Origin of the sequence: Algoriphagus aestuariicola (assembly GCF_017254835.1) — a bacterium.
Lineage (GTDB): Bacteria > Bacteroidota > Bacteroidia > Cytophagales > Cyclobacteriaceae > Algoriphagus > Algoriphagus aestuariicola.
Genome location: NZ_JAFKCW010000004.1, coordinates 158469 through 180275, shown reverse-complemented (window position 1 = coordinate 180275; position 21807 = coordinate 158469). Strand labels below are relative to the sequence as shown.

Here is a 21807-nt window from a genome sequence, read left to right as displayed (position 1 = left end):
GTTTCTGCAACATTGCGGCACGAAAATTGGCGCTGCTAACGTATTCTGGAGCGATTCGTTTGGAATTGCCCTACAATTTCTCTTGATTAGAAATCAAATTCTTCCTTATTCTCTAAAAATCAGCGATTAATGAACAATAAATGGATAGGCATCGCAGCTCTTGCTCTCACCCTGGGAGCCGGTGTCATTTTCCAACTCACTACCAAAGATGCGGCCCCCTCTGAGGATCAAATGGTAGCCTCGATCGACAGTACAGCTGTCAAGAAGGAAAAAGAAGTCTTCCTCTACGGCATCAACGTCACCGGCCTCAATATCGTGGAAGGTACGGTCAGCAAAAACCAAACCCTAGCCTCCATACTTTCTCCCTTCAATGTTCCCTACCAGATCATCGACGAGATTGCCAAAAAGTCCAAGAGCGTTTTTGACGTAAGGGGTATCGCCGCCAACAAAAAGTTTACGGTCATTTCCCAATCCGCTTCGGAAATGGCCCAGTTTTTCATCTACGAGCCCAATCCTGCCGAGTATGTGGTGTTCAACCTGGACTCCATGGATATCTACAAGGCCGAAAAGCCAGCGGAGTATCGCACTCGGGAAATAGGTGGCACTATCCAAAGCTCACTCTACGTCGATATGGACAAAAAGGACGTGTCCGTAGCTGTGATCAACAAATTTGCCGACCTCTTCGGCTGGTCTGTTGATTTTCAAGCTTTGCAAAGAGGCGATGAATTCAAGGTGGTATATGAGGAGAAAATCGTAGACGGAAAGGTGGTAGATGTCTCGGGCATTCAGCTCGCATACTTCCTACACAACGGTAAGCCCTACCACGCCATTCCCTTTGAGCAAAATGGGGAGCTGAATTTCTTCGACCAAGACGGGAATTCATTGAAAAAAGCGTTTCTGAGAGATCCACTGGAATACACCCGGATCAGTTCAAGATATAACCTGAAGAGATTTCATCCGGTCCAAAAACGATACAAGCCGCATTTGGGCACTGACTATGCCGCAAGGACGGGTACAGAAATCCGAAGCGTAGGTGAGGGAACCGTAGTAGAAGCCAGATACACCTCAGCCAATGGCAACTACGTAAAAATCAAACACAACGGAACCTATACGACTCAATACCTGCACATGTCCAAAATTGGTAAAGGCATCAGAAAGGGCACTCGCGTATCGCAAGGACAGGTGATCGGCTACGTCGGAAGTACTGGGCTTGCCACTGGGCCCCATCTCTGTTTTAGATTCTGGAAAAATGGAAAGCAGGAAGACTGGCTGGCTGAGGAAATCCCACCTTCAGAACCAATCTCCCGAGCAAATCTGGCTGCCTTTAATTCCAAAAAAGCCGAGTCCTTCACTCTCTTGGCCTCCATTCCTCTCGAGGGAGAAAAGCGATTGCTGGCGGCCGTGTCCGATTCGCTGGCCATCCAGGGGTTTTAAGTAAACCATACCGAAATTTCAAGAATGGATTTGATCCGGTAACTTTGGGATCAAATCCATTTTCTTTTTCTATGAGCGAGGATTCTTCGATACGGATCAACAAATACCTCAGCGAGGTTGGCTTTTGCTCTAGACGAGCAGCTGACCAGCTACTGGAGCAAAATAGGATCACCATCAACGGCAAACTTCCGGAGCTCGGCACCAAGGTTTTTCCCCAAGATGAAGTGCGGGTGGACGGCAAGCTGATAGGAAAGCCAAAAAAAGTCCACACCTACATCGCCTTCAACAAGCCTGTTGGTATTGTCTCTACGACTGATGTCAAGGGAGAAAAAAACAACATCATCGACTTCATCGGACATCCGGAGCGTATATTTCCGATTGGCCGACTGGATAAGGACAGCGAGGGGCTGATCTTGTTGACCAGCGAGGGGGACATCGTCAACAAAATCCTACGATCCAAAAACAACCACGAAAAGGAATACATCGTGACGGTGGATCGGCCCATTGATGCAAATTTTATCCGAAAGATGTCAACTGGCATCCCTATCCTAGGCACAGTGACCGATCCCTGCAAAGTCGAACTGATCACAAAGTTTAAGTTTCGCATCATCCTCACTCAGGGACTCAATCGCCAGATTCGGCGCATGTGCGAATTTCTAGGCTACACCGTCAAGCAGCTGAAGCGTATCCGGATCATGAACATCCATCTTGACATCCCGGTGGGCACGTGGAGGGATCTGACAGAAAAAGAAATGAGGGAATTGAACGAAATGATTGCCGACAGTTCCAAGACCTTTGACTGAAACGCCCAGACCTCTTACCTCTTTTGATAGACCCTAATGTAGTCCACCCGATATTCCTTAGGAAAAGTACTTTCACTCGGGTCGCCTCCATTGCCGCCGATCGCCAGATTGAGCAAGAGATAATGGGGTTGGTGAAAGGGATTGAAGCCATCCGGGTTGAGTGTCTTCGAAAGATCGATTTCATTGAGCAATCGGCCGTCCAGAAATAGCCGGATGAAATGTTCATCCCATTCCATTCTCCAAAGGTGGAATTTTGAAGGCCAGTCGATATCCGATCTCAAAAACTCCCAGAAAGGGATTTTCTCCTCGTCCCATATAGCCCGATATTGTCCTCGGTCTGCCCAGGCGGCATTGGCGAGAATGGTAGGTTGGTTTTTCACCCGATAAAACTCCATGATATCGATCTCTCCGTTGGCGGGCCAGGGATTTTTTACCCCCAATGTCCAGATTGCTGGCCACATTCCGGAAGCCGTGTCAATTTTCGCCCTTACTTCTACTACGCCATACTTGAACTCGAATTTTCCTCGGGTGTGGATGCTTGAGGAAGTGTAGTCTGCAGCTCTGCGCGCCTTTCGCCAGTCCTGTTTACCTGCCTCATATCCCGAATTGGGAACGTTCTCTCTTCTTCCCGTGATGATCAGATGGCCGCCATCCACGCTGGCATTATCTTCCTGATACCACTGCAGTTCCTGATTTCGGACAAAGCCCTTTTCAAAGCTCCACTTGGCGGGATCGACTTTCCCATTTTGGTCGAATTCATCCTGCCAGATTAAAACATGTCCGGACCCCTTGGGATCAAACTGCTCTTGGGCGAACGCAACCGTTCCAAAAAAAGTCAAATAGAGTAAAAAGAGGTATTTCATACGCCAAAACATACGAAAAAGCAGCGGTAAAACAGCAGCGGATCAGCATCCCTTCTTCATAGGTTTTGCTGCGGTCGGTCGGGCAATATCTCTTTCCTTGCCCATCTTCAATCAGTGATTGTTCAGATTTGGTATTATCCAACGGATTCGGGTACAGTCCCATGCCTATCATCGGCCACTTCTTCCGAACACCTCCAAGCCTTTGATTTGAGTCAAAAAATGCATTGGCCTATTGTGCTTTGTTATATTGAAGTGATATTCAGCTTTGAAACCTACACAAATGGACACCCAAGCTTTGCCACCGATTGACATTACAGACATTGTTCAGCTGCAAAAAAAGACAGCCTTGGCATGGAGATCTTCCTCAGTCGCTGAGCGAGTGGAGCGTTTGAAAATTCTAAACGACTGGATATCAAGGAATCAGTCAGCTATCCGCCAAGCTCTTTGGGATGACTTTAAAAAACCCATAGCAGAGACGGACTTATCGGAGATTTTCCCAGTCACCTCCGAGATAAACCACGCAAAGAAGTACCTAAAGTCTTGGATGAAGCCAAGCAAAGCGTCGATGCCGATGCCTATGTTTGGGACTAGCAGCTATGTTCAATATGAGCCAAAGGGATGCGCGTTGATTATTTCACCCTGGAACTATCCATTCAATCTTGCCATTGGGCCATTGGTTTCGGCAATTTCAGCCGGCTGCCCCGCAGTATTGAAGCCCTCAGAATTGACTCCAAAAACGTCCGCTTTGGTTGCCCAAATGGTAAAAGAACTCTTCAAGCCTGAGGAGGTCACTGTCTGCCTTGGCGGAGTGGAAGTCTCCCAAGAGCTGCTTTCACTTCCTTTTGACCATATTTTCTTCACTGGCAGCACCAAAATAGGGAAGATTGTGATGGAGAAAGCATCCAAAAACCTCACACCAGTCACGCTGGAACTTGGGGGAAAGTCACCCACCATCGTGACCAAGTCCGCGGACATAGCAGATGCAGCAAAAAAAATAGCTTTCGGGAAATTCGTAAATCTAGGCCAAACCTGCATAGCCCCAGACTACATCCTGGTGCACCAAAGCAAAAAAGACCAACTGGTGGCTGAATTGATTTTGGCAATCAAGGATATGTATGACCCGAGTTTTCTGGGAATTGCAAAATCAAAGGACTTGGCTCGAATCATAGATGTGAGGCATTTCGACAGAATCTTAAATTGCCTGCAGGACGCAACAGAAAAAGGAGCTAAAACGGATTTTGGTGGAGGAAACGATAGACGGGAATTGTTTATCGAACCGACCATTCTGAGTGGAATCACCGAAGAAATGGACATCTCACATGAAGAGATATTCGGCCCCTTGCTACCCATTCTGACCTATGAATCCATTCAGGAAGCAATAGACTATATAAACCAAAAACCGAAACCCTTGGCGCTTTATGTGTTTGATTCGAGTGATGAAACAGACTTGATTCTCAAAAACACGAGTTCGGGCAATGCGGTTATCAACGACTGCGTGCTACATTTTCTCCACAACAATCTTCCTTTTGGAGGTGTGGGAAACAGCGGAATCGGAAAATCCCATGGGTACCACGGCTTCTTGGCGTTCAGCAACGAGAAAGGTGTTCTCAGACAAAGGGTGGGATTCAACAATGTAACCCTTCTCCGCCCTCCCTATGGACTCAAGGCTAAAAAAATCATCGAATCTTTAATTAAATGGTTCTAAATTAGACAATTGAAATTTTTGATCATGGCAAAAAAATTACTGCTCTTCATCCTTCTGGGATTTATTTTTTCCTGTAGTTCAGATGAGCCTCCAGTCGAAACTCCCTTACCCGAGCTCGAACTAACCAACGTCTCCTACGGAACTGGAGACAAACAGCAGTTGGACATCTATCTACCCGCGGGGAGAAATCTTGCCGAAACCCCACTTATCCTTTATATCCATGGTGGTGGATGGATAGAAGGCAGCAAGGATGAGTTTTTGCCCTTCAAATCAGGCATGGGCATTCTGTTCCCCGGATACGCGTATGCCTCCATGAATTACAGTCTTTTTAACCTTGCCACAGGCGATAACCCTTTTCCAACTCAGGAAAACGATGTCATTTCCGCAATTGAATTTGTGGAAAGCATGAGCTCGGAATGGGATCTCGAAGGCGGCCTCGTCTTGGTTGGAGCAAGTGCGGGAGGACATTTGGCTTTACTCCATGCCTATAAGCACGCGGACATTGGCAATGTCAAATCCGTCGTGGCCTTTTTCCCACCGACGGAGCTATCCGAACTTTTTACCTATAGCGATCCGACCGCCTATCTACTGTCTGAGTTATTAGAAGGTACACCTCAGAGCAATCCTGACCTTTACAATGAATCAAGTCCCATTAGCCATATTACGCCCAGTTCCGTCCCTACTATATTTTTTCATGGGGATCTTGACAACGTTGTACCACTCTCACAATCCAGTCTGCTGGAAGAGGCACTACAAGACAATGGCGTCACCTATCAGTTCCAGGTAGTTCCTGGCCAAGGCCACGGATTCACCGCAGACACTTACCCTGCTCTGTTGACTATGGCAGCCCAGTTCATCAAAGACAATCCATAGGAATACTTACTGAAAAATAAAAAACCCCGACTTTCGTCAGGGTTACCAAAGCTTTTAGACTCTCTGTAGTCCCGTAGAATGGGCCATCTCTTTGATGGCTTTCACTACTTTGTCGGAAGGCTGCAGGCGAACCTGATCCAGTTGCTCTATCGTGCTCAGCATCTCCACATATTCTTGCATCAGCGCGTCGTTGCTTTGCAAGGCTTGCATCAAGAGTTCTTGTTCTGCTTCCGGCATTTCCCGGTAGATATATCGTACCAGGTCATTTGGGGTAAATGGTTTTGTCATAGGCAAAATTTATTTTCTTCATTTTCTTTCTTAGATGAATTAGCGCATAGCGCATTCTCCCCAAAGCGGTATTGATGCTGACGCCGGTCTGATCCGCAATTTCCTGAAAGCTCAGGTCAAGGTAATGCCGCATCACCAGCACTTCCTTCTGCGCCTCAGGAAGCTCTTCTATCAGTCGCTTCACCATTTCCAAGGTCTCCTCCTTTACCCGGTTGTCCTCGACGGACGACTCGGCGAATTGCAGAGAATTGAAAAGGTTGGATCCGTCCTCCATCAAAATCGTCGGATACCGTTTTGCTTTTCGGAAATAGTCGATTGCCAAATTGTGTGCAATCCGCATCAACCAAGGTTGAAACTTCCCCTCCTCACTGTACCGGTCAGAGTGGATCGTCTGCACGACTTTTACAAAGACATCCTGAAGCAAATCCTCCGCTATGTCCTGATCCTTAACGATCAAGTAAATTGTGGTAAATACTTTACTTTGGTAACGGTCTACCAAAACATCAAATGCAGCTTCACTGCCATTTCGATACTGAGCTATCAACTCGCTGTCCTGCGGACCTATTCGCTTACTCATTTTCAGTTGGTTTATGAACAACGTAGAAGTCTAGACCATAGTATCTGTTAAAAGTGAAAGAAATAAAATCATTAAGAGCGGCTGCCGCATTCAGCCAATGGAATCCAATCTAAGGTGTTTTATGAATACTTGTCAAGCATTGGCGAAAATTCAAAAGGAAATTTGGAAACCTGTTGTTTTTCAGCCTTTTCTATCGACATTAAAGCTTGTTATAGATCCAATGCGGCCAATGTTATGCCAAAAAATGTTAAACCCTAGGAAAAAGAAGCTTCATTTCCCCCTCATTCGAACCCAAAAAATTCCCTTCAATCGTTACCTTCGTAATCTTATCAAGTAAAAACAATTACCATGGATTTAAGCGGAAAAGTAATCAACCAACTCCCTGAAGTAGGCGGAAATTCCAAAAGCGGCAACGCTTGGAGAAAGCAGGAATATATCATCGAGACCGGTGGTCAATACCCGAAAAAAGTATGCGTTTCGATTTGGGGTGACAAAATTGACCAGTTTGGCCTCAAAGTGGGTGAACAGGTCACCCTGGGAGTAGATGTGGAGAGCCGCGAATACAATGGAAGATGGTATACCGAAGTTAAAGCCTTTAAGGTAGACCGAGCCAGCAATGGTGGTGGAGCCGCTTCCATGCCTGAGGTAGATACTTTTTACTCCGAAAGCGAGGAGGACAAACTGCCGTTCTAACAATCAGAGGTATTCTCAAGCTTTTTAAACTTCACTTTTCAATGTGGGATGATTTCGATGAAAACGAAGACTGGGACGAGGAGAGTGAATTTGATCCAAAGGCACAACGGGATCAAATTTACTCCCACCCACTCATGAAAAAGGCTACCGAAATAATCTCCCTCACCCATGCGCTGGTCGGAAGCTTGGACGAGGCCCGAAAGGAACTCTATGGGGGGATGATGATGGAGGATGCGACGGTCATGTGTTCCAAATTCGCCGGTGCGGAGGCCGTCGATGACTATATCCTCAAGATGGAAAATGCGACCATCATGAAGGTGCACGCCCGGCATCTCAACTCCATGACCTACCAGCTCGCCATGGAAGAAACCCACGCGGAAGAGCATCTCGCCCTCCTCAGGGAGGCAATAGGCGAATTTAAAAACCTATTTGTAGACTGGGTGAAAGGCTTCGATCCCAACAATCGCCAAGATGACGGTTGGGGACTATTTGTTTGATTTCGGAGATTGACTAAGTTGATTTTTTTCGGTTCTTAGTTAAAAATCTCCCTATGAATCGATTATTCTATCTGGTATTTCTCCTGATTGCGACCGCTTGCACCAAAAGCCAGAAGCCGATTGAAATCCAGCTTACAGATTTGATTGCAGATACACTTTTTCTGCAAAAGGATACACTCACCAAGTATTTGGGGGTCAATTTCACCCATTTTCAAACTGACTCGGGAGAAGTGTTGATGACATTCAATCGGCATCGGCTTTTGACCTATAGCTACCCAGAAGGAAAAATCCTTGAATCGATAAAATTTGAAAAGGAAGGTCCGGATGGAATCGGAGGTTTTATTGCAGGATATTTTATAGATCAGAACTTTATCTATTTCCTTTCTCAAGATCAAAAACTGATTGAAGCTGATTTCGACGGGTTTGTAAAAAGACGAATTGCGCTCCCTGAGCCACCGCCTGCCAGGTTGGCAAGCAATTATTCTACCAGGGAGTTTAATCCGATTTTCAAATCCGAAAGGGGTCTTTTTATATCCGATGTTCCCCTTGTACTCAAGCAGTCATTACTGGAGTACACCGACTGGGTTGTGGATTTTTCTCTTCAGGACAGCAGTTTCCGTCATGTAAGTTTTTCATTTCCTTCCTCTGCCGGAAATTTCCTGGATGATCCTGAATTGGGGCAATACTTTCACTTGTATGATGCCTCGGACAAATCACACTGGATCTCCTTTTCGGCTTCGGACTCAATTTTAAAAGTGCGGGAAGGTCAATCCAGCTGGATACCGGCTGATCCCAAAGAAAACCTCGAATTTTTGCGAGGATCCACATCGCAGAAAGGGGAATGGACGGTTTTTCATCCGAATGATGAAAGCGGAGAATACACCGCCTTACAAAAAGACCATCATACTGGCTTGATATTCAGACATGCCAAAATCAAAAGTGGAGATCTTGATCAAAACATCAAATCAAAGCATGTATTCCTGGTTTTGAATTCGGCCGGAGAAAAATTAGCCGAAGTCGCATTTAGCGATTGGGACATTACGCCCTATGCATTTCAAACTCCGGATGGAATCTATTTCCCAATAGTGGTGCAACTATGGGAGGATCAGGTTGCTTATGCCCGCGTGGACTTTTCCAAAATCAAGCCATAAAAAAAGCGAGACTTACTCAGTCTCGCTTTTTACTTGTAGTTCGATTTCTTCACCAGATTCATCGAGGAATCTGTATTCCGTCACGGGCAGGGAAGAATCTCTGATCAGTTTTATCCATTTGTAATATTTGAAAAACCACTTGACCCGCTGGCTAATCAGGCCTTGGGTGAAGTAAGCATGCAGGTAGGGATGCAGCCCTATTTGTATTTTTGCCACATTCTGTATGGTGGCAAGGTGATGGAGATCGTGCTCCAGCTTATCGGCAACCAGAATCGAGGCCTGTATCTTGCCGGTACCGTTGCAGGCGGGGCAGGTTTCTTTGGTCACAATGTTGACCTCCGGCCGTACCCGCTGACGGGTGATTTGCATGAGCCCAAATTTGCTCAGCGGCAATACCGTGTGCTTGGATCGGTCAGACTTCATCTCCTGCATCATCACTTCGTATATGGCTTTTTTGTTTTCAGCCTTCTTCATATCGATGAAGTCTACGACGATGATTCCTCCCATATCCCGGAGGCGGAGCTGTCTGGCTATCTCCTTGGCAGCGACCATGTTGGTTTTTAGAGCCGTAGATTCTTGGTCGCTTTCTTGGTTGGACTTGTTACCGCTGTTTACGTCGATGACGTGCAGGGCTTCGGTGTGTTCGATGATGACATAGCCGCCCTGCGGGAGGCTCACCGTCTGTCCAAACAAGCTTTTGATTTGCTTTTCGATTCCAAAGCTTTCAAAGAGCTTGGCTTTACCGTTGTAAAGCTTGACAATTTTTTCTTTTTCAGGGGCTATTGACCTGATGTAGGACCTGATCTGATCGTAGGTGGATTCTTCTTCTACGGTGATTGCGTCGAATGATTCGTTGAGCAGGTCCCTGATTAGTGAGGAGGCCATGCTCATCTCTCCGATGATTTTGTCCCGGCTTTTGGCTTTCAGCAATTTTTTCATCCCTCCTTCCCAGGAATCGAGAAGGTTTCGAAGGTCTTTGTCAAGTTCCGTCACGGACTGTCCTTCGGCCACTGTTCGGATGATTACTCCGAAATTGGCTGGTTTGATCGAATTGATGAGTCTGAGGAGCCTTTTGCGCTCGTCGCTGCTGCGTATCTTCTTGGATACGTTGACCGTATCGGAAAAGGGCACGAGCACCAGGTAGCGTCCGGGCAGAGAGAGCTCGCAGGAGAGTCGGGGGCCTTTGGTGGAAATGGGTTCTTTGACGACCTGGACCAGCACTTGGTTGGTCTTGGATAGGACTTTCTCGATTTTGCCGATCTTGTCTATCTCAGGTTCGTTTTCGAAGCCTTTCATCAGATAGCTTTGGTAGTTGTTGTTGCGCACCATCTTGGTAAACTTCAACATGGAGTTGACATTCGGGCCAAGGTCCTGGTAGTGGAGAAAGGCATCTTTCTCATACCCGACGTCAATGAACGCAGCGTTGAGCCCATTGACGATCTTGCGGACCGTGCCCAGATATATGTCGCCTACCTTAAACTGGTTGTCCATCCCTTCGGAATGGAGTTCGAGCAGTTGCTTATCTTGCAGCAGGGCGATCCGACTTCCGTTTTGAGCAGAATCGATTAACAATTCCGTACTCAAAAGTTCGTCTTGATAATATGTAAATGAACGTTTTTGTTATAGAAACAGGAAAAGAAGAAGTGGATTACTTCTTCTTATGTCTGTTCTTTCTAAGTCTCTTCTTACGCTTGTGCGTAGCGATCTTATGTCTTTTTCTTTTCTTACCGCAAGGCATAGTTTTTAGAATTTAAGGTGTGTAATGATAATTTATAGCTTGTCGAGGTAGGTCTGTACGCTTTCCAAGACCATGGGATCTTGGGTCAACTTTTTCACTTCCTCAAACTGTGCTTTCGCTTTATTCTTTTCATTGGACTCGAAATAGCTCACGGCCAGGTAAAACTGCCCCTGAAGATTATCCGGATGGTATTTCACCAGCTCCTCAAATCGCTCAGCTGCACGCTTGTACTGACCAGACTGCATCGAAAGGACTCCCATGTTGAAAAGCCCGTCCTCATTTTGGGGATCTTCCGCGAGAATCTCCCGCATCATCGTGATTCCCTGCATGGGATTGGCCGAAGATACGTAAGTCATCGCCACTTTGGTCTTCAAATCCAATCGGCTTGGATCTTTCTCCAAAACCTGATTTAGGTAGTTCCTGGTTTTCTCCGCCAGACTCTCGACTTTGGCTTTGTCCAAAGCAAAAGAGTAGGCTTCGTAAAAGGCCTTACCAGCTTCCTCAATCAACCCCAAGTCCGCAGAGTTCACTGCCACCGCTTTTTCAAGTGTATACGCAGCACTGTCAAACATCCCCTCCTTTTGGTAGATGGCCGCAAGAGACTTGGCAGCCTCGCTTATTTGGGAAGGATCCTGGGTAGAGGCCAAAGTCGCCTTAAACCCATCCGCCTCCGAGCGATTTTCGGAAGAAAGCTCATTCTCATGCATTCCGGCTACGTCAGTCGCTTCCGATGCCTGGGAATCCCCGACAATTGTCGTACCTGCCTCATTGTCCACTACGACCTTTGGCAAGGCATAGAGCCCAGCGACGGCGCAAATCCCTACAATGATGAGAATGAGCTGTGATTTTTTCATGTCAATTTACCACAGGATTAGTCCTGGGGAGCAAGTTCCTTGATCTTCTTGCTGTTTTTGATTTTCTCCACAAACACCTTTGATGGCTTAAATGCCGGAATGTAGTGTTCGTCAATCACGATTGCCGTATTCTTGGAGATATTACGTGCAATTTTCTTCGCTCTTTTCTTGTTGATGAAGCTACCGAACCCTCTCACATAGATGTTTTCTCCATCAGACATAGAGTCCTTTACGACTTTGAAGAAGGCCTCAATGGCTTGTGTAACATCGTCCTTCTGGATTCCGGTTTTGTCTGAAATCTTGGTGATTACTTCTGCTTTTGTCACAGTGTTTTTAATTTAGAAATTACGAAATAAGCTTAACAACCTATTAACCAAGTGTTTTTGGGACTGCAAATGTACGATAAGCAACTCAATTAAAAAACATTATCAAAAAAATTACCAATGTTTGCACCCGAAATATTTTGAACAAATGAATCTTAAAGCCCCTGAATATCAAGCTTTTTCCACTCATGTAATTTCTTGGTATCGGGCCAATCCGAGAGAATTGCCTTGGAGAGGGACATCAGACCCCTATAAAATCTGGCTCTCCGAAATCATCCTCCAGCAGACGCGTGTTGCCCAAGGGTTGCCGTATTATTATGCTTTTGTGGAAGCTTATCCTACGGTGAAAGATTTGGCTCTGGCGCCAGAATCTGAAGTGTTGCGCCTTTGGCAGGGCCTAGGATATTACAGCCGTGTGCGCAATCTCCACGCCTGCGCCCAATTCATTTGGCAGGAGCTGGACGGTCATTTTCCAAATACCTATGAAAGTCTTCTAAAGCTGAAAGGTGTCGGAAGCTATACCGCTGCGGCAATTTCCAGCTTCGCTTTTGGAGAGGCCAAAGCAGTGGTGGACGGGAATGTGTTTCGGGTTTTGGCGAGATACTTCGGCATTGAGACGGACATTGCCACGAGTAAGGCAAAAAAAGAGTTTGAGGCGCTCGCGAATCGACTCATTCCGCAAGACAATCCTGGGGAATTCAACCAGGCGATGATGGACTTTGGCGCCAGACAGTGTGTCCCCAAAAACCCCGACTGCGAGTCCTGCCCACTGGCGAATTCCTGTTTTGCCTTAAAAAATGGCTTGGTCAAGCAGCTGCCCGTGAAGATCAACAAGGTAAAAGTAAAGGAAAGAAGCCTCCACTATTTTGTGATCCGGTGCGGTGACGATTGGGTATGGAAAAGGCGATCTGCCGGTGATATATGGGAAGGGCTCCATGATTTCCCGGTCTCTGAACATGGGGTAGCGTCTTTTGCTGGTGTTTCGGCAGTCGCACCTAGCCCCTTTCCGAAAAAATACCGACATGTTTTGTCGCACCAAAAACTGACTGCCAGTTTTTCGGAAATAGAGCTCCCGTTGGAAAAACATGCCGAACTCAGCCAGTGGTGTGAAAATGAAGGGTATATGTTGGTTGCCGAGAGTGAAATCGAATACCTAGCCAAACCTAAATTAATCGTGAACTTTTTGAACGATCAGGGGATTTAGGTAAATTCAATTTCGTTTTTCATCTCAAACAAACACAATTATGGCAGGAGTTAACAAAGTGATATTAGTTGGAAACCTCGGGTCTGACCCAGAGGTAAAATACCTCGAGGGAGACAAAGCTGTGGCCAAACTAAGACTGGCGACCACTGAATCCTACAAAGACAGAAACGGCAACCGGATCGACCAAACTGAGTGGCACGATTTGGAAATGTGGGATGGGCAGGCCAAAATCGCGGAGCAATACCTCAAAAAAGGCTCGCAGATATACGTAGAGGGCAAGATCAAGACAGACTCTTGGCAAGACGAACAAGGCCAAAACCGATACCGCACCAAAATCCGGGTGCTGAGCTTTACCATGCTTGGAGGTAAGCCTGATGGTGCCGGCAGCAATCAACCTAGCAACTCGCAGCAAGCCTACAGCCCAAAACCAGCCGCAACATCAAATACCTCAGGCTCCAGCCAGGATTTGGTACTTGATGACTCAGACGATGATTTGCCATTTTGAGTGATATCGGATTCCCCTGAAATTGATTTTCAGGGGAATTAATTATTTTTGCCCTAACCAGCTTCTCGCCTACATGGACGACCCCTACCCGAGTTACTACCTGATCGCACAGATAAACGAGCCTTCATTTAGTTATTTCTTTTTCAACGGACTAGTTTTGGTCCTCCTACTGATAGGGTCTGCCCTCGCCTCTGGGTCCGAAGTAGCCTTTTTTTCGCTCAACAACGAAGAAATCGCATCCATACAGGAATCCGATCCCAAGCGGGGCCGGCAGGTCGCAAATCTCCTATCCGACCCGAAGAAGCTTCTCAGCACCATCTTGATCCTAAACAATCTAATCAACATCGGGATCGTCACGCTGACTACCTTTGTTTCTTGGACGATTTTTGGGATGAATGCCACAGCTATTGTGGTGATCTTGGTTCAGTCGGTCGGAGTTACTGTGGTTTTGGTATTTTTTGGAGAGATCGTGCCAAAAGTCTATGCCAACCAAGCAAAAATCCCTTTTGCGCTCTCCTTGGCACCTATTCTCGTCGTTTTTTCATCACTACTCAAGCCTATCTCCTGGTTTTTGATGTCCTTCAGCAACTTGATTGAGAAGCGTGTCGAACAAAAAGGCTATTCTCCATCCGTAGGCGAGCTGAACCAAGCACTCGAACTGACCACGGAAGATACGCCCGAGGAAGAAAAAGAAATCCTTCGGGGTATTGTGAATTTTGGTACCCTTTCTGTGAAACAGGTGATGCGTAGCCGTATGGATATCACAGCTGTGGACGTGGAGATGGACTTCCACGAACTAATGGACAGGATCAACAAAAGCGGATATTCCCGAATTCCGGTTTTTGAAGAGACTATCGACAACATCCTCGGTGTACTATATATCAAAGACCTGCTGCCTCACATCGACAAGGACGAGGATTTCCAGTGGAAAGAGCTGATCAGAAAGAGCTTCTACGTCCCAGAGACCAAGAAGGCCGACGCCCTATTAAAGGATTTCCAGAGAATGCGGGTCCACATTGCCATAGTCGTGGACGAATACGGCGGCACATCGGGCCTGGTCACACTGGAAGACCTCATCGAGGAGATCATAGGTGAGATCAATGACGAATTTGACGACACCGACAATATCTTCTTCCAAGAATTGGACAATGACACCTATATCTTTGAAGGAAAGGTGTCCCTCAATGACTTTTGCAAAAAGCTGGAACTGGATCCCCAAATCTTCGAGGAAGTCAAAGGCGAGAGTGAGTCCCTAGGTGGCCTTTTGCTAGAGCTAAACTCGAAACTGCCTAAAAACGGAACAAAAATCCAGTTTGGCGATTTTGAGTTTACGGTATTGGCTGTCGATACCCGTAAGATTAAGAAGGTGAAAGTCCAGTTTTTCGACCGGGAAAAGGACGGAGCCAGCCATTTTTCAGACTAAATACTGAATTCTTAATATTCTGTATTTGTCGAGATAGTTAAAATATTATTTCGTCTTTTTCAAATAAAGGCACCAAGAGGGTCATAGGTCATTTTTTTCTGAAATAAAAAAGAGAAAAAAAAATTTCATTTTTTTTCAAAAATCCGATTTCCACTTTTTTTATGTAATTTTTAGCTCTGTAGGGTTTTTTTTGGGCTGAAAAATCAGTTTTCTGTGGAATTGGGATAAAAAACCCAAGTGAAATAGACCGAATTTCAGTTTTGCCAAAAACCCAATAAAGCCCTACTTTATCGTTAATACTTCATTTTTACAGGTACTTTATTGCCTAAATTTTAACAAAGGATTTTTTTTTTGTAATTTTTGGAAATTTTGAACCTATTAAATCAAATTAGAATGCAAGAAGGTTTGTATCGATCGGAGTTTGAGCATGACTCCTGCGGTATAGGTGCTGTGGTGGATCTGAGCAACATACCTACTCACGAGACTATCAGCGATGCCTTATACATGCTTAGCAATATGGAGCATCGCGGCGGACGGGGATCTGATCCCAAGACCGGGGACGGTGCCGGTATTTCTATCCAAGTTCCGCACCAGTTTCTCAGGGACGTCACTGCACGTACGGAAATCAATCTGCCCGAGCCTGGCTATTATGGCGTGGGCATGACCTTTTTCCCGAAAAACAAACAGCTCTACCAGCGGTCTAAAGAATTACTCAACCAGTTGATTGAAGAAATGGGCTTCGATCTCATAGGCTATCGTCAGGTGCCGGTGGATGAGACCGTTCCAGGCTCGGGAGCCTTGGAGGTGATGCCGAATATCGAGCAACTGTTCGTCAGCCACAAAGATGGCCTCACAGGAATCGAACTGGAGCGGAAGCTATATGTCTTGAGAAACTTTGCCACCTCGGAGATCAACTCGAAGATACCAGGGGTAAACCATTCCTTTTATTTCGCCAGTCTGAGCAGCTTGACACTTATATATAAAGGACAGCTGCGGACGGACCAGGTGTTGGCCTTTTACAAGGATCTCCAAAACCCGAGGATTGAGTCGGCTTTTGCAATCGTGCATTCCCGATTCTCCACCAATACTTTCCCCAACTGGAGACTTGCACAGCCTTTCCGCTTCCTTTCCCACAATGGTGAGATCAATACGATCAGAGGAAACTTGAATAAGATGAAGTCGAAGGAGGCATTGATGAAGTCCAAGTTCTTCAGCGAGGAAGAATTGGCTAAGCTGATGCCTATCACCAATAAGCTAAACTCCGACTCCGCCAATCTCGACGCAATGGTGGAGCTCTTGACACTAAGCGGCAGATCCCTTCCGCATGCCATGATGATGCTGGTACCGGAAGCTTGGCAGGACAACCAAGTCATGGATCGGGAAAGAAAGGCTTTCTATAAATTCCATGCATCCCTGGTTGAACCATGGGACGGCCCGGCAGCATTGCTCTTTACCGACGGAAAATCAGTAGGCGCGACCCTCGACAGAAATGGACTCCGACCCCTTCGTTATTTTATCACAAGGGACAACCGGCTTGTCCTCTCCTCGGAGGCAGGCGCTCTTCCAATCCGCGAAGCAACTATCACCGAAAAAGGCAGAATCAGCCCAGGAAGGATGATTTGGGCAGATCTTGAGAAAGGTCGGGTTCTGTTTGACGAGGAAGTAAAGGGCGAGATCTGCAGACGTCAACCTTACGAAAAGTGGGTAAACGAGCAGCGTACTAAACTTCGCTTTGTGCCAGATCCTGAGGAACTGACTCATCCTTATTCCATAGAAAATATCAAGAAATGCCAGACGGTCTTCGGCTACACTTCCGAAGAACTGAAAGTCATCCTTGCCCCAATGGGAGATACGGGCTATGAAGCCGTAGGATCTATGGGCGCAGATACACCTTTGGCGGTGCTCTCCAAGCAGAGCCAACACATCTCCAACTACTTCAAGCAGCTATTTGCCCAAGTAAGTAATCCGCCGATCGACCCGATCCGGGAGCGCTTGGTAATGTCGCTATTTACCCGAATCGGCGAAGGCCACAACATTCTGGACGAAAGCCCGCAGCATACCAAACAGATTCATATTTCCCAACCTGTTCTGCTCAACGAAGACCTGGAAAAGGTGACCCGAATGGAGCATCTTGGCTACAGAGCTACCAAGCTATATGGGCTATTCGTGGCCGACCATAAGCCGGGCAGACTGCTGGAGGCTTTGGACAAACTGTGCCAAGAGGCGGAGGACGCGATTCACGAGGGCAAGAATGTCCTGATTCTCTCCGACCGAAACAGTACGGAAGAATTGGCTCCAATTCCTTCCCTTCTTGCCATCGGCGCTGTTCATCAGCACCTGGTGAAAAAGAAAATCAGAACACGTGCTGGCTTGGTATTGGAATCTGCAGATATCCGCGAAGTACATCATTTCGCTACTGCCATTGGGTATGGAGTCTCTGCGATCAACCCATATTTGGCGCTGGAATCTCTGGTAGATATGTTCGAAAAAGGCCAATTGCATAAGGTAAAAGATCAAAAGACGCTTTTTTCAAATTACCAGGATGCCATCGGCAAGGGTCTGCTAAAGGTCCTCTCCAAGATGGGGATCTCCACCCTCCAGTCTTATCAGGGAGCACAAATATTCGAGGCTCTCGGACTGGGACCAGACGTGATAGACCGCTGTTTCAAAGGCACTATTTCCCGTATCAGCGGGGTGTCTTTTGACGAGCTTGCAGAGGAAGTGCTTGCCCGAAACCACGCAGCTTATGAGGCCAATTCCTCTGTTTTGGAGACTGGCGGTGTCTATCAGTGGAAGAGAAGGGGTGAAAAACACATGTTCAATCCCGAAACCATCCATTTGCTCCAGAAGTCTACGAAACTGGATGACTACGGACTTTACAAAAAGTTTGCGGCTAAGATCAACGAGCAGACCAAAGACGCTTTGACGCTACGTGGCCTTTTTGAATTCAAGAAAAGAATCAGCGTTCCGATCGACCAAGTCGAGCCCGCAGAAAATATCCTGAAGCGCTTTGCCACCGGGGCGATGTCATTTGGCTCCATCTCCCACGAAGCCCACAGTACCTTGGCGATTGCAATGAACCGCATCGGAGCAAAAAGCAATTCCGGAGAGGGCGGGGAAGACGAGATCCGCTACGAGAAAAAATCAAATGGGGACTGGGAACGCTCAGCTATCAAGCAGGTGGCATCGGGACGATTTGGCGTAACCAGCCACTATCTGACCAACGCATCCGAGTTACAGATCAAAATGGCCCAAGGTGCCAAGCCTGGAGAAGGCGGACAGCTACCTGGCCATAAAGTGGACGAATGGATCGGACGAGTGAGACACTCCACTCCAGGAGTAGGCCTCATCTCTCCTCCACCTCACCATGACATCTATTCTATCGAAGATTTGGCACAGCTGATCTATGATCTGAAAAATGCCAACCGAAAGGCTAGAATCAACGTGAAGCTGGTATCCCAAGCAGGTGTAGGAACAGTGGCAGCAGGTGTGGCCAAAGCCTCCGCTGACGTCATCCTGATCGCCGGAGCAGATGGTGGCACAGGAGCGTCCCCTCTGAGCTCAGTCCGCCATGCCGGACTGCCTTGGGAACTTGGTCTATCCGAAGCCCACCAGACCTTGGTGAAAAACAATCTCCGTAGTCGTGTGGTCCTCCAGACGGACGGGCAGCTGAGAACTGGCCGGGATCTAGCTATTGCGACACTTTTGGGAGCAGAAGAGTGGGGAATCGCCACCGGAGCGCTAGTCGTGGAAGGTTGTATCATGATGCGTAAGTGCCACCTCAATACCTGTCCGGTAGGTATCGCTACCCAGGATCCAGAGCTGAGAAAGCTCTTCACCGGCGATCCAGACCACGTGGTAAACTATTTCAAGTTCCTCGTGCAGGATCTGCGTGAAATCATGGCTTCCTTGGGCTTCCGAACCATAGACGAGATGGTAGGACAAAGCCAAGTCTTGCAGTCTACCGGACACCTCAACCATTGGAAGTGGGACAAAATCGATCTTTCTCCAATCTTCCACAAAGTCGAAGTGCCAGATCATGTTGGTGTTCACAAGCAAATCGACCAAGAGTTTGAACTGAAAAAAGTGCTGGATCGCCAGCTTATTAAAGCCGCCACTCCAGCGCTTGAGCAGGCCATCCCTGTAACTGGCAGCTTCCAGATCAAAAGTATCGACCGATCCGTCGGCGCTATGCTTTCCAACGAGATCTCCAAGATCTACGGAGGCGTGGGGCTTCCGGAAGACACCATACACTTTAAGTTCAACGGTTCGGCAGGTCAGACTTTTGGCGGATTCCTTGCAAGAGGCATCAACTTCGAGCTGGAAGGCGAAGCCAATGACTACTTCGGAAAAGGACTATCAGGGGGCAAATTAGTAATCTATCCAAGCAGAAATGCCCGCTTTGTCCACGAGGAAAACATCATCATCGGCAACGTGGCCTTTTATGGCGCAACTTCAGGCGAGGCCTATATCAACGGAAAAGGCGGTGAGCGATTCTGCGTGAGAAACTCCGGCGTGAAAACTGTCGTCGAGGGTATCGGCGATCATGGTTGCGAGTATATGACTGGCGGCATGGTGATCAACCTTGGCGAAATCGGTAGAAACTTCGCTGCTGGGATGAGCGGCGGCTTTGCTTACATCCTCAAGGACTACATTACCGAGATCAACACCGAAATGGTGGACATCGACCTTTTGGAAGAAGAGGACTTTGCGACGGTGAAGGCTTTCCTCAAGCGTCACGTCAAGCTGACCAACAGCCAGCTGGGACAGCGATTCCTTGATGAATGGGACAAAGCCAAAGAGCAGTTTATCAAGGTAATGCCTCGAGACTACAAAGCCGTATTGCAAAAAAGAGCACAAGAACAAGCTAAATCACTGGTGTAAGATGGGAGCGAAAGAAGGATTTATCCAATTTAAAAGAGAAACCCCTGTAAGCCGAGATCCCAAAGAACGGATCAGCGACTACAGAGAGATATATGAGCCGTTTTCCGGCGAAAAACTAAACAATCAAGCCGCGCGCTGTATGGACTGCGGGGTACCGTTTTGCCACAATGGCTGCCCACTGGGCAACGTGATCCCCGAGTTTAACGAGGCAGTATACAACCAGGAGTGGGGTCAGGCGATCAGCATTTTGCGCAGCACCAACAACTTCCCCGAGTTTACGGGCCGTATATGCCCCGCACCCTGCGAGGCAAGCTGCGTACTGGGAATCAACAAGGATCCCGTGGCTATCGAACTGATCGAGAAGAATATCGCAGAAAAGGCTTATGAGCTTGGTCTTATCCACGCCAACCCTCCGGCTAAGCGGACTGGCAAGAAAGTCGCGGTAGTCGGTTCCGGTCCCGCTGGACTTGCAGCAGCAGACCAGCTAAACCAAGCAGGTCACGAGGTGACCTTATTTGAAAAAGACGCCAAAGTGGGCGGATTGCTGCGCTACGGAATCCCAGATTTCAAACTGGAAAAATGGGTCATCGACCGTAGGGTAAAACTGATGGAGGATGAGGGAGTAATCTTTGCCACCAATACTGAAATCGGTAAAACTACTACTGCAGAAGAAGTTCTGAAGTCATTTGACGCCGTCGTTCTTTCCACTGGAGCTCAGCAACCCAGAGCCTTGAACATCAAAGGAGACAAGCTCAAGGGTGTACATTTTGCCATGGAATTCCTAGGCAAACAAAACCAGGTGATCGGCAGCGAAATCTCTGAAAACCCGATCTCCGCCAAAGGAAAGCATGTGATCGTCATTGGAGGTGGAGACACCGGAAGTGACTGTATTGGCACCTCTAACCGTCACGGAGCGGCATCGATCACTCAGTTGGAGCTTTTGCCAAAGCCCCCCAAGCAGAGAAATGTCCTGAATCCATGGCCTGAATGGCCGATGACGCTCAAAACCTCTAGTTCCCATGAGGAAGGCGCGGAGCGTATGTTTTCTATCCTGACCAAGGAATTCACCGGAAATGAAGCTGGGGAAGTAACCGGGCTGACGCTTGTGGATATCGAATGGAAAGAAAAAGGAGGCCGCATGACCTTTGAAGAGATTGCCGGTACAGAGCGTACAGTGCCTTGCGACCTCGCTTTTATCGCGATCGGTTATATGGGGCCTGCCCAAAATGGACTGTTGCAGGCTTTCGGTGCAGAAACCATGGAAAACAGTCTTCCAAAATCAAAAAATTATCAAAGCACTAATCCTAAGGTATTTTTGGCTGGGGATATGCGAAGAGGCCAATCGCTGGTAGTTTGGGCCATTTCCGAAGGCAGAGAGACAGCTGTCAAAGTGGATGAATACCTCATGGGTTCATCTTCACTGCCTCAGAAAGACGAATCCTTCTTCCAGGTTGAAGAGCATATCGCGGGATAATGTCAAGGCTATCCCCTTTGGGTTTGCCCTGACGTCCAATAGTACCCTGTTTAGTTGACCCACCTGCGATACAGAAAGCCACCTTTTGGGTGGCTTTCTTCATTTGGTTTAGTTTTCTCTTTTCTGTCGAGGAAGATCACCCCGGCGATGTACTTCGCCTCCAGGTCGGCGCTTTTCACGCTGTTCCATCTTTATTTCCTCCCATTTGCTAAGCTGTTCCTCTGTTAGGATAGCATCAATCTGCTCCCGATGGGTCTTCATCTCTTCCATTCTCGCCGTTCGCTCCGCAGCTTCTTGCTCCATTTCAGCTTGGCGTTTTTTGGCTTGATCCAGATTCAGCGCGAGAATCTGGCTCTTTTGATCTTCAGACAGGCCTAATTCCATCGCCATCCTTTCGGTAATCTTCTTGGCACGTTCCTCGGGATTTGGCTGAGGCTTCCTTTCTTGCTGAGCTGCTAGCTGAAGGCTGGTAAACACCAACAGGGCTGCTCCGATGATCCATTTTTTCATGTTGTTAT

Annotated in this window: 19 protein-coding genes; 12 read left to right on the top strand and 7 right to left on the bottom strand. The window is 47.3% G+C overall.

Annotation, left to right across the window (positions count from 1 at the left end; genetic code table 11):
* Positions 1–129 precede the first annotated feature (129 nt).
* Both J0A67_RS17035 and rluF read left to right on the top strand, forming a co-directional pair.
* Positions 130–1434, top strand: a complete 1305-nt coding sequence (locus tag J0A67_RS17035) for a M23 family metallopeptidase (RefSeq protein WP_206570599.1) — start codon at positions 130–132, stop codon at positions 1432–1434.
* Between the two features lie 71 nt (positions 1435–1505).
* Complete coding sequence (rluF, locus tag J0A67_RS17030; RefSeq protein WP_206570598.1) at positions 1506–2237, top strand: 23S rRNA pseudouridine(2604) synthase RluF; 732 nt, start codon at positions 1506–1508, stop codon at positions 2235–2237.
* 14 nt (positions 2238–2251) lie between these two features.
* Here the strand turns inward: rluF and J0A67_RS17025 are convergent, their stop codons facing one another.
* Positions 2252–3100, bottom strand: a complete 849-nt coding sequence (locus J0A67_RS17025; RefSeq protein WP_241265239.1) for a glycoside hydrolase family 16 protein — start codon at positions 3098–3100, stop codon at positions 2252–2254.
* A gap of 280 nt (positions 3101–3380) precedes the next feature.
* Here J0A67_RS17025 and J0A67_RS17020 point away from each other — a divergent pair, with 280 nt between their 5' ends.
* Both J0A67_RS17020 and J0A67_RS17015 read left to right on the top strand, forming a co-directional pair.
* Complete coding sequence (locus J0A67_RS17020; RefSeq protein ID WP_206570596.1) at positions 3381–4805, top strand: aldehyde dehydrogenase family protein; 1425 nt, start codon at positions 3381–3383, stop codon at positions 4803–4805.
* A 24-nt stretch (positions 4806–4829) separates the two neighbouring features.
* Positions 4830–5678 (top strand): alpha/beta hydrolase, encoded by an 849-nt coding sequence (locus tag J0A67_RS17015; protein WP_206570595.1) that lies wholly within the window; start codon positions 4830–4832, stop codon positions 5676–5678.
* A 54-nt stretch (positions 5679–5732) separates the two neighbouring features.
* Here the strand turns inward: J0A67_RS17015 and J0A67_RS17010 are convergent, their stop codons facing one another.
* Both J0A67_RS17010 and J0A67_RS17005 read right to left on the bottom strand, forming a co-directional pair.
* Positions 5733–5966 (bottom strand): hypothetical protein, encoded by a 234-nt coding sequence (locus J0A67_RS17010; RefSeq protein WP_206570594.1) that lies wholly within the window; start codon positions 5964–5966, stop codon positions 5733–5735.
* The gene (locus tag J0A67_RS17005) at positions 5941–6543 is read right to left on the bottom strand and encodes an RNA polymerase sigma factor (RefSeq protein WP_206570593.1); all 603 of its coding nucleotides are present in this window, start codon (positions 6541–6543) and stop codon (positions 5941–5943) included. The genes J0A67_RS17010 and J0A67_RS17005 overlap by 26 nt, the downstream gene beginning before the upstream one ends.
* A 348-nt stretch (positions 6544–6891) precedes the next feature.
* Between J0A67_RS17005 and J0A67_RS17000 the strand changes: the two genes are divergently transcribed.
* The 3 genes from J0A67_RS17000 to J0A67_RS16990 are packed head-to-tail and all read left to right on the top strand — an operon-like array spanning position 6892 to position 8884.
* Entirely contained in the window at positions 6892–7236 is a 345-nt protein-coding gene (locus J0A67_RS17000; protein WP_206570592.1) for a DUF3127 domain-containing protein, read from the top strand.
* 41 nt (positions 7237–7277) lie between these two features.
* A complete protein-coding gene (locus J0A67_RS16995; protein WP_206570591.1) occupies positions 7278–7733 on the top strand; it encodes a hypothetical protein in 456 nt (151 codons plus the stop codon).
* Between the two features lie 53 nt (positions 7734–7786).
* Positions 7787–8884 (top strand): DUF4221 family protein, encoded by a 1098-nt coding sequence (locus J0A67_RS16990; protein WP_206570590.1) that lies wholly within the window; start codon positions 7787–7789, stop codon positions 8882–8884.
* Positions 8885–8896: 12 nt separating this feature from the next.
* Here J0A67_RS16990 and J0A67_RS16985 read toward each other — a convergent pair whose 3' ends face one another.
* From J0A67_RS16985 to J0A67_RS16975, 3 genes are all read right to left on the bottom strand, one after another.
* On the bottom strand, positions 8897–10468 hold the full coding sequence (locus J0A67_RS16985; protein ID WP_206570589.1) for an Rne/Rng family ribonuclease: 1572 nt from the start codon (positions 10466–10468) through the stop codon (positions 8897–8899).
* Positions 10469–10654: 186 nt separating this feature from the next.
* Complete coding sequence (locus J0A67_RS16980) at positions 10655–11476, bottom strand: tetratricopeptide repeat protein (protein WP_206570588.1); 822 nt, start codon at positions 11474–11476, stop codon at positions 10655–10657.
* A 17-nt stretch (positions 11477–11493) separates the two neighbouring features.
* Positions 11494–11802, bottom strand: coding sequence for an HU family DNA-binding protein (locus J0A67_RS16975; protein WP_206570587.1), 309 nt, complete (start codon positions 11800–11802; stop codon positions 11494–11496).
* Between the two features lie 145 nt (positions 11803–11947).
* Here J0A67_RS16975 and mutY point away from each other — a divergent pair, with 145 nt between their 5' ends.
* From mutY to J0A67_RS16950, 5 genes are all read left to right on the top strand, one after another.
* Complete coding sequence (mutY, locus tag J0A67_RS16970; protein ID WP_206570586.1) at positions 11948–13003, top strand: A/G-specific adenine glycosylase; 1056 nt, start codon at positions 11948–11950, stop codon at positions 13001–13003.
* A 40-nt stretch (positions 13004–13043) separates the two neighbouring features.
* A complete protein-coding gene (locus J0A67_RS16965) occupies positions 13044–13508 on the top strand; it encodes a single-stranded DNA-binding protein (RefSeq protein ID WP_206570585.1) in 465 nt (154 codons plus the stop codon).
* A gap of 73 nt (positions 13509–13581) precedes the next feature.
* Complete coding sequence (gene gldE, locus J0A67_RS16960; protein WP_206570584.1) at positions 13582–14931, top strand: gliding motility-associated protein GldE; 1350 nt, start codon at positions 13582–13584, stop codon at positions 14929–14931.
* A 393-nt stretch (positions 14932–15324) separates the two neighbouring features.
* Positions 15325–19815, top strand: coding sequence for a glutamate synthase large subunit (gene gltB / locus J0A67_RS16955; RefSeq protein ID WP_206570583.1), 4491 nt, complete (start codon positions 15325–15327; stop codon positions 19813–19815).
* Between the two features lies 1 nt (position 19816).
* A complete protein-coding gene (locus J0A67_RS16950; RefSeq protein ID WP_206570582.1) occupies positions 19817–21289 on the top strand; it encodes a glutamate synthase subunit beta in 1473 nt (490 codons plus the stop codon).
* A gap of 108 nt (positions 21290–21397) precedes the next feature.
* Here J0A67_RS16950 and J0A67_RS16945 read toward each other — a convergent pair whose 3' ends face one another.
* The gene (locus J0A67_RS16945) at positions 21398–21799 is read right to left on the bottom strand and encodes a DUF4890 domain-containing protein (protein WP_206570581.1); all 402 of its coding nucleotides are present in this window, start codon (positions 21797–21799) and stop codon (positions 21398–21400) included.
* Positions 21800–21807: the final 8 nt, after the last annotated feature.

What these genes read in the sequence shown, in the direction of transcription:
- J0A67_RS16980 (WP_206570588.1), bottom strand. Translation starts at nt 11,476, where the DNA reads ATGAAAAAATCACAGCTCATTCTCATCATTGTAGGGATTTGCGCCGTC.
- J0A67_RS17015 (WP_206570595.1), top strand. Translation starts at nt 4,830, where the DNA reads ATGGCAAAAAAATTACTGCTCTTCATCCTTCTGGGATTTATTTTTTCC.
- J0A67_RS17005 (WP_206570593.1), bottom strand. Translation starts at nt 6,543, where the DNA reads ATGAGTAAGCGAATAGGTCCGCAGGACAGCGAGTTGATAGCTCAGTAT.
- J0A67_RS16965 (WP_206570585.1), top strand. Translation starts at nt 13,044, where the DNA reads ATGGCAGGAGTTAACAAAGTGATATTAGTTGGAAACCTCGGGTCTGAC.
- J0A67_RS16990 (WP_206570590.1), top strand. Translation starts at nt 7,787, where the DNA reads ATGAATCGATTATTCTATCTGGTATTTCTCCTGATTGCGACCGCTTGC.
- J0A67_RS16950 (WP_206570582.1), top strand. Translation starts at nt 19,817, where the DNA reads ATGGGAGCGAAAGAAGGATTTATCCAATTTAAAAGAGAAACCCCTGTA.
- rluF (WP_206570598.1), top strand. Translation starts at nt 1,506, where the DNA reads ATGAGCGAGGATTCTTCGATACGGATCAACAAATACCTCAGCGAGGTT.
- J0A67_RS17000 (WP_206570592.1), top strand. Translation starts at nt 6,892, where the DNA reads ATGGATTTAAGCGGAAAAGTAATCAACCAACTCCCTGAAGTAGGCGGA.
- J0A67_RS16945 (WP_206570581.1), bottom strand. Translation starts at nt 21,799, where the DNA reads ATGAAAAAATGGATCATCGGAGCAGCCCTGTTGGTGTTTACCAGCCTT.
- gldE (WP_206570584.1), top strand. Translation starts at nt 13,582, where the DNA reads ATGGACGACCCCTACCCGAGTTACTACCTGATCGCACAGATAAACGAG.
- J0A67_RS17010 (WP_206570594.1), bottom strand. Translation starts at nt 5,966, where the DNA reads ATGACAAAACCATTTACCCCAAATGACCTGGTACGATATATCTACCGG.
- J0A67_RS17025 (WP_241265239.1), bottom strand. Translation starts at nt 3,100, where the DNA reads ATGAAATACCTCTTTTTACTCTATTTGACTTTTTTTGGAACGGTTGCG.
- gltB (WP_206570583.1), top strand. Translation starts at nt 15,325, where the DNA reads ATGCAAGAAGGTTTGTATCGATCGGAGTTTGAGCATGACTCCTGCGGT.
- J0A67_RS17020 (WP_206570596.1), top strand. Translation starts at nt 3,381, where the DNA reads ATGGACACCCAAGCTTTGCCACCGATTGACATTACAGACATTGTTCAG.
- J0A67_RS17035 (WP_206570599.1), top strand. Translation starts at nt 130, where the DNA reads ATGAACAATAAATGGATAGGCATCGCAGCTCTTGCTCTCACCCTGGGA.
- mutY (WP_206570586.1), top strand. Translation starts at nt 11,948, where the DNA reads ATGAATCTTAAAGCCCCTGAATATCAAGCTTTTTCCACTCATGTAATT.
- J0A67_RS16995 (WP_206570591.1), top strand. Translation starts at nt 7,278, where the DNA reads ATGTGGGATGATTTCGATGAAAACGAAGACTGGGACGAGGAGAGTGAA.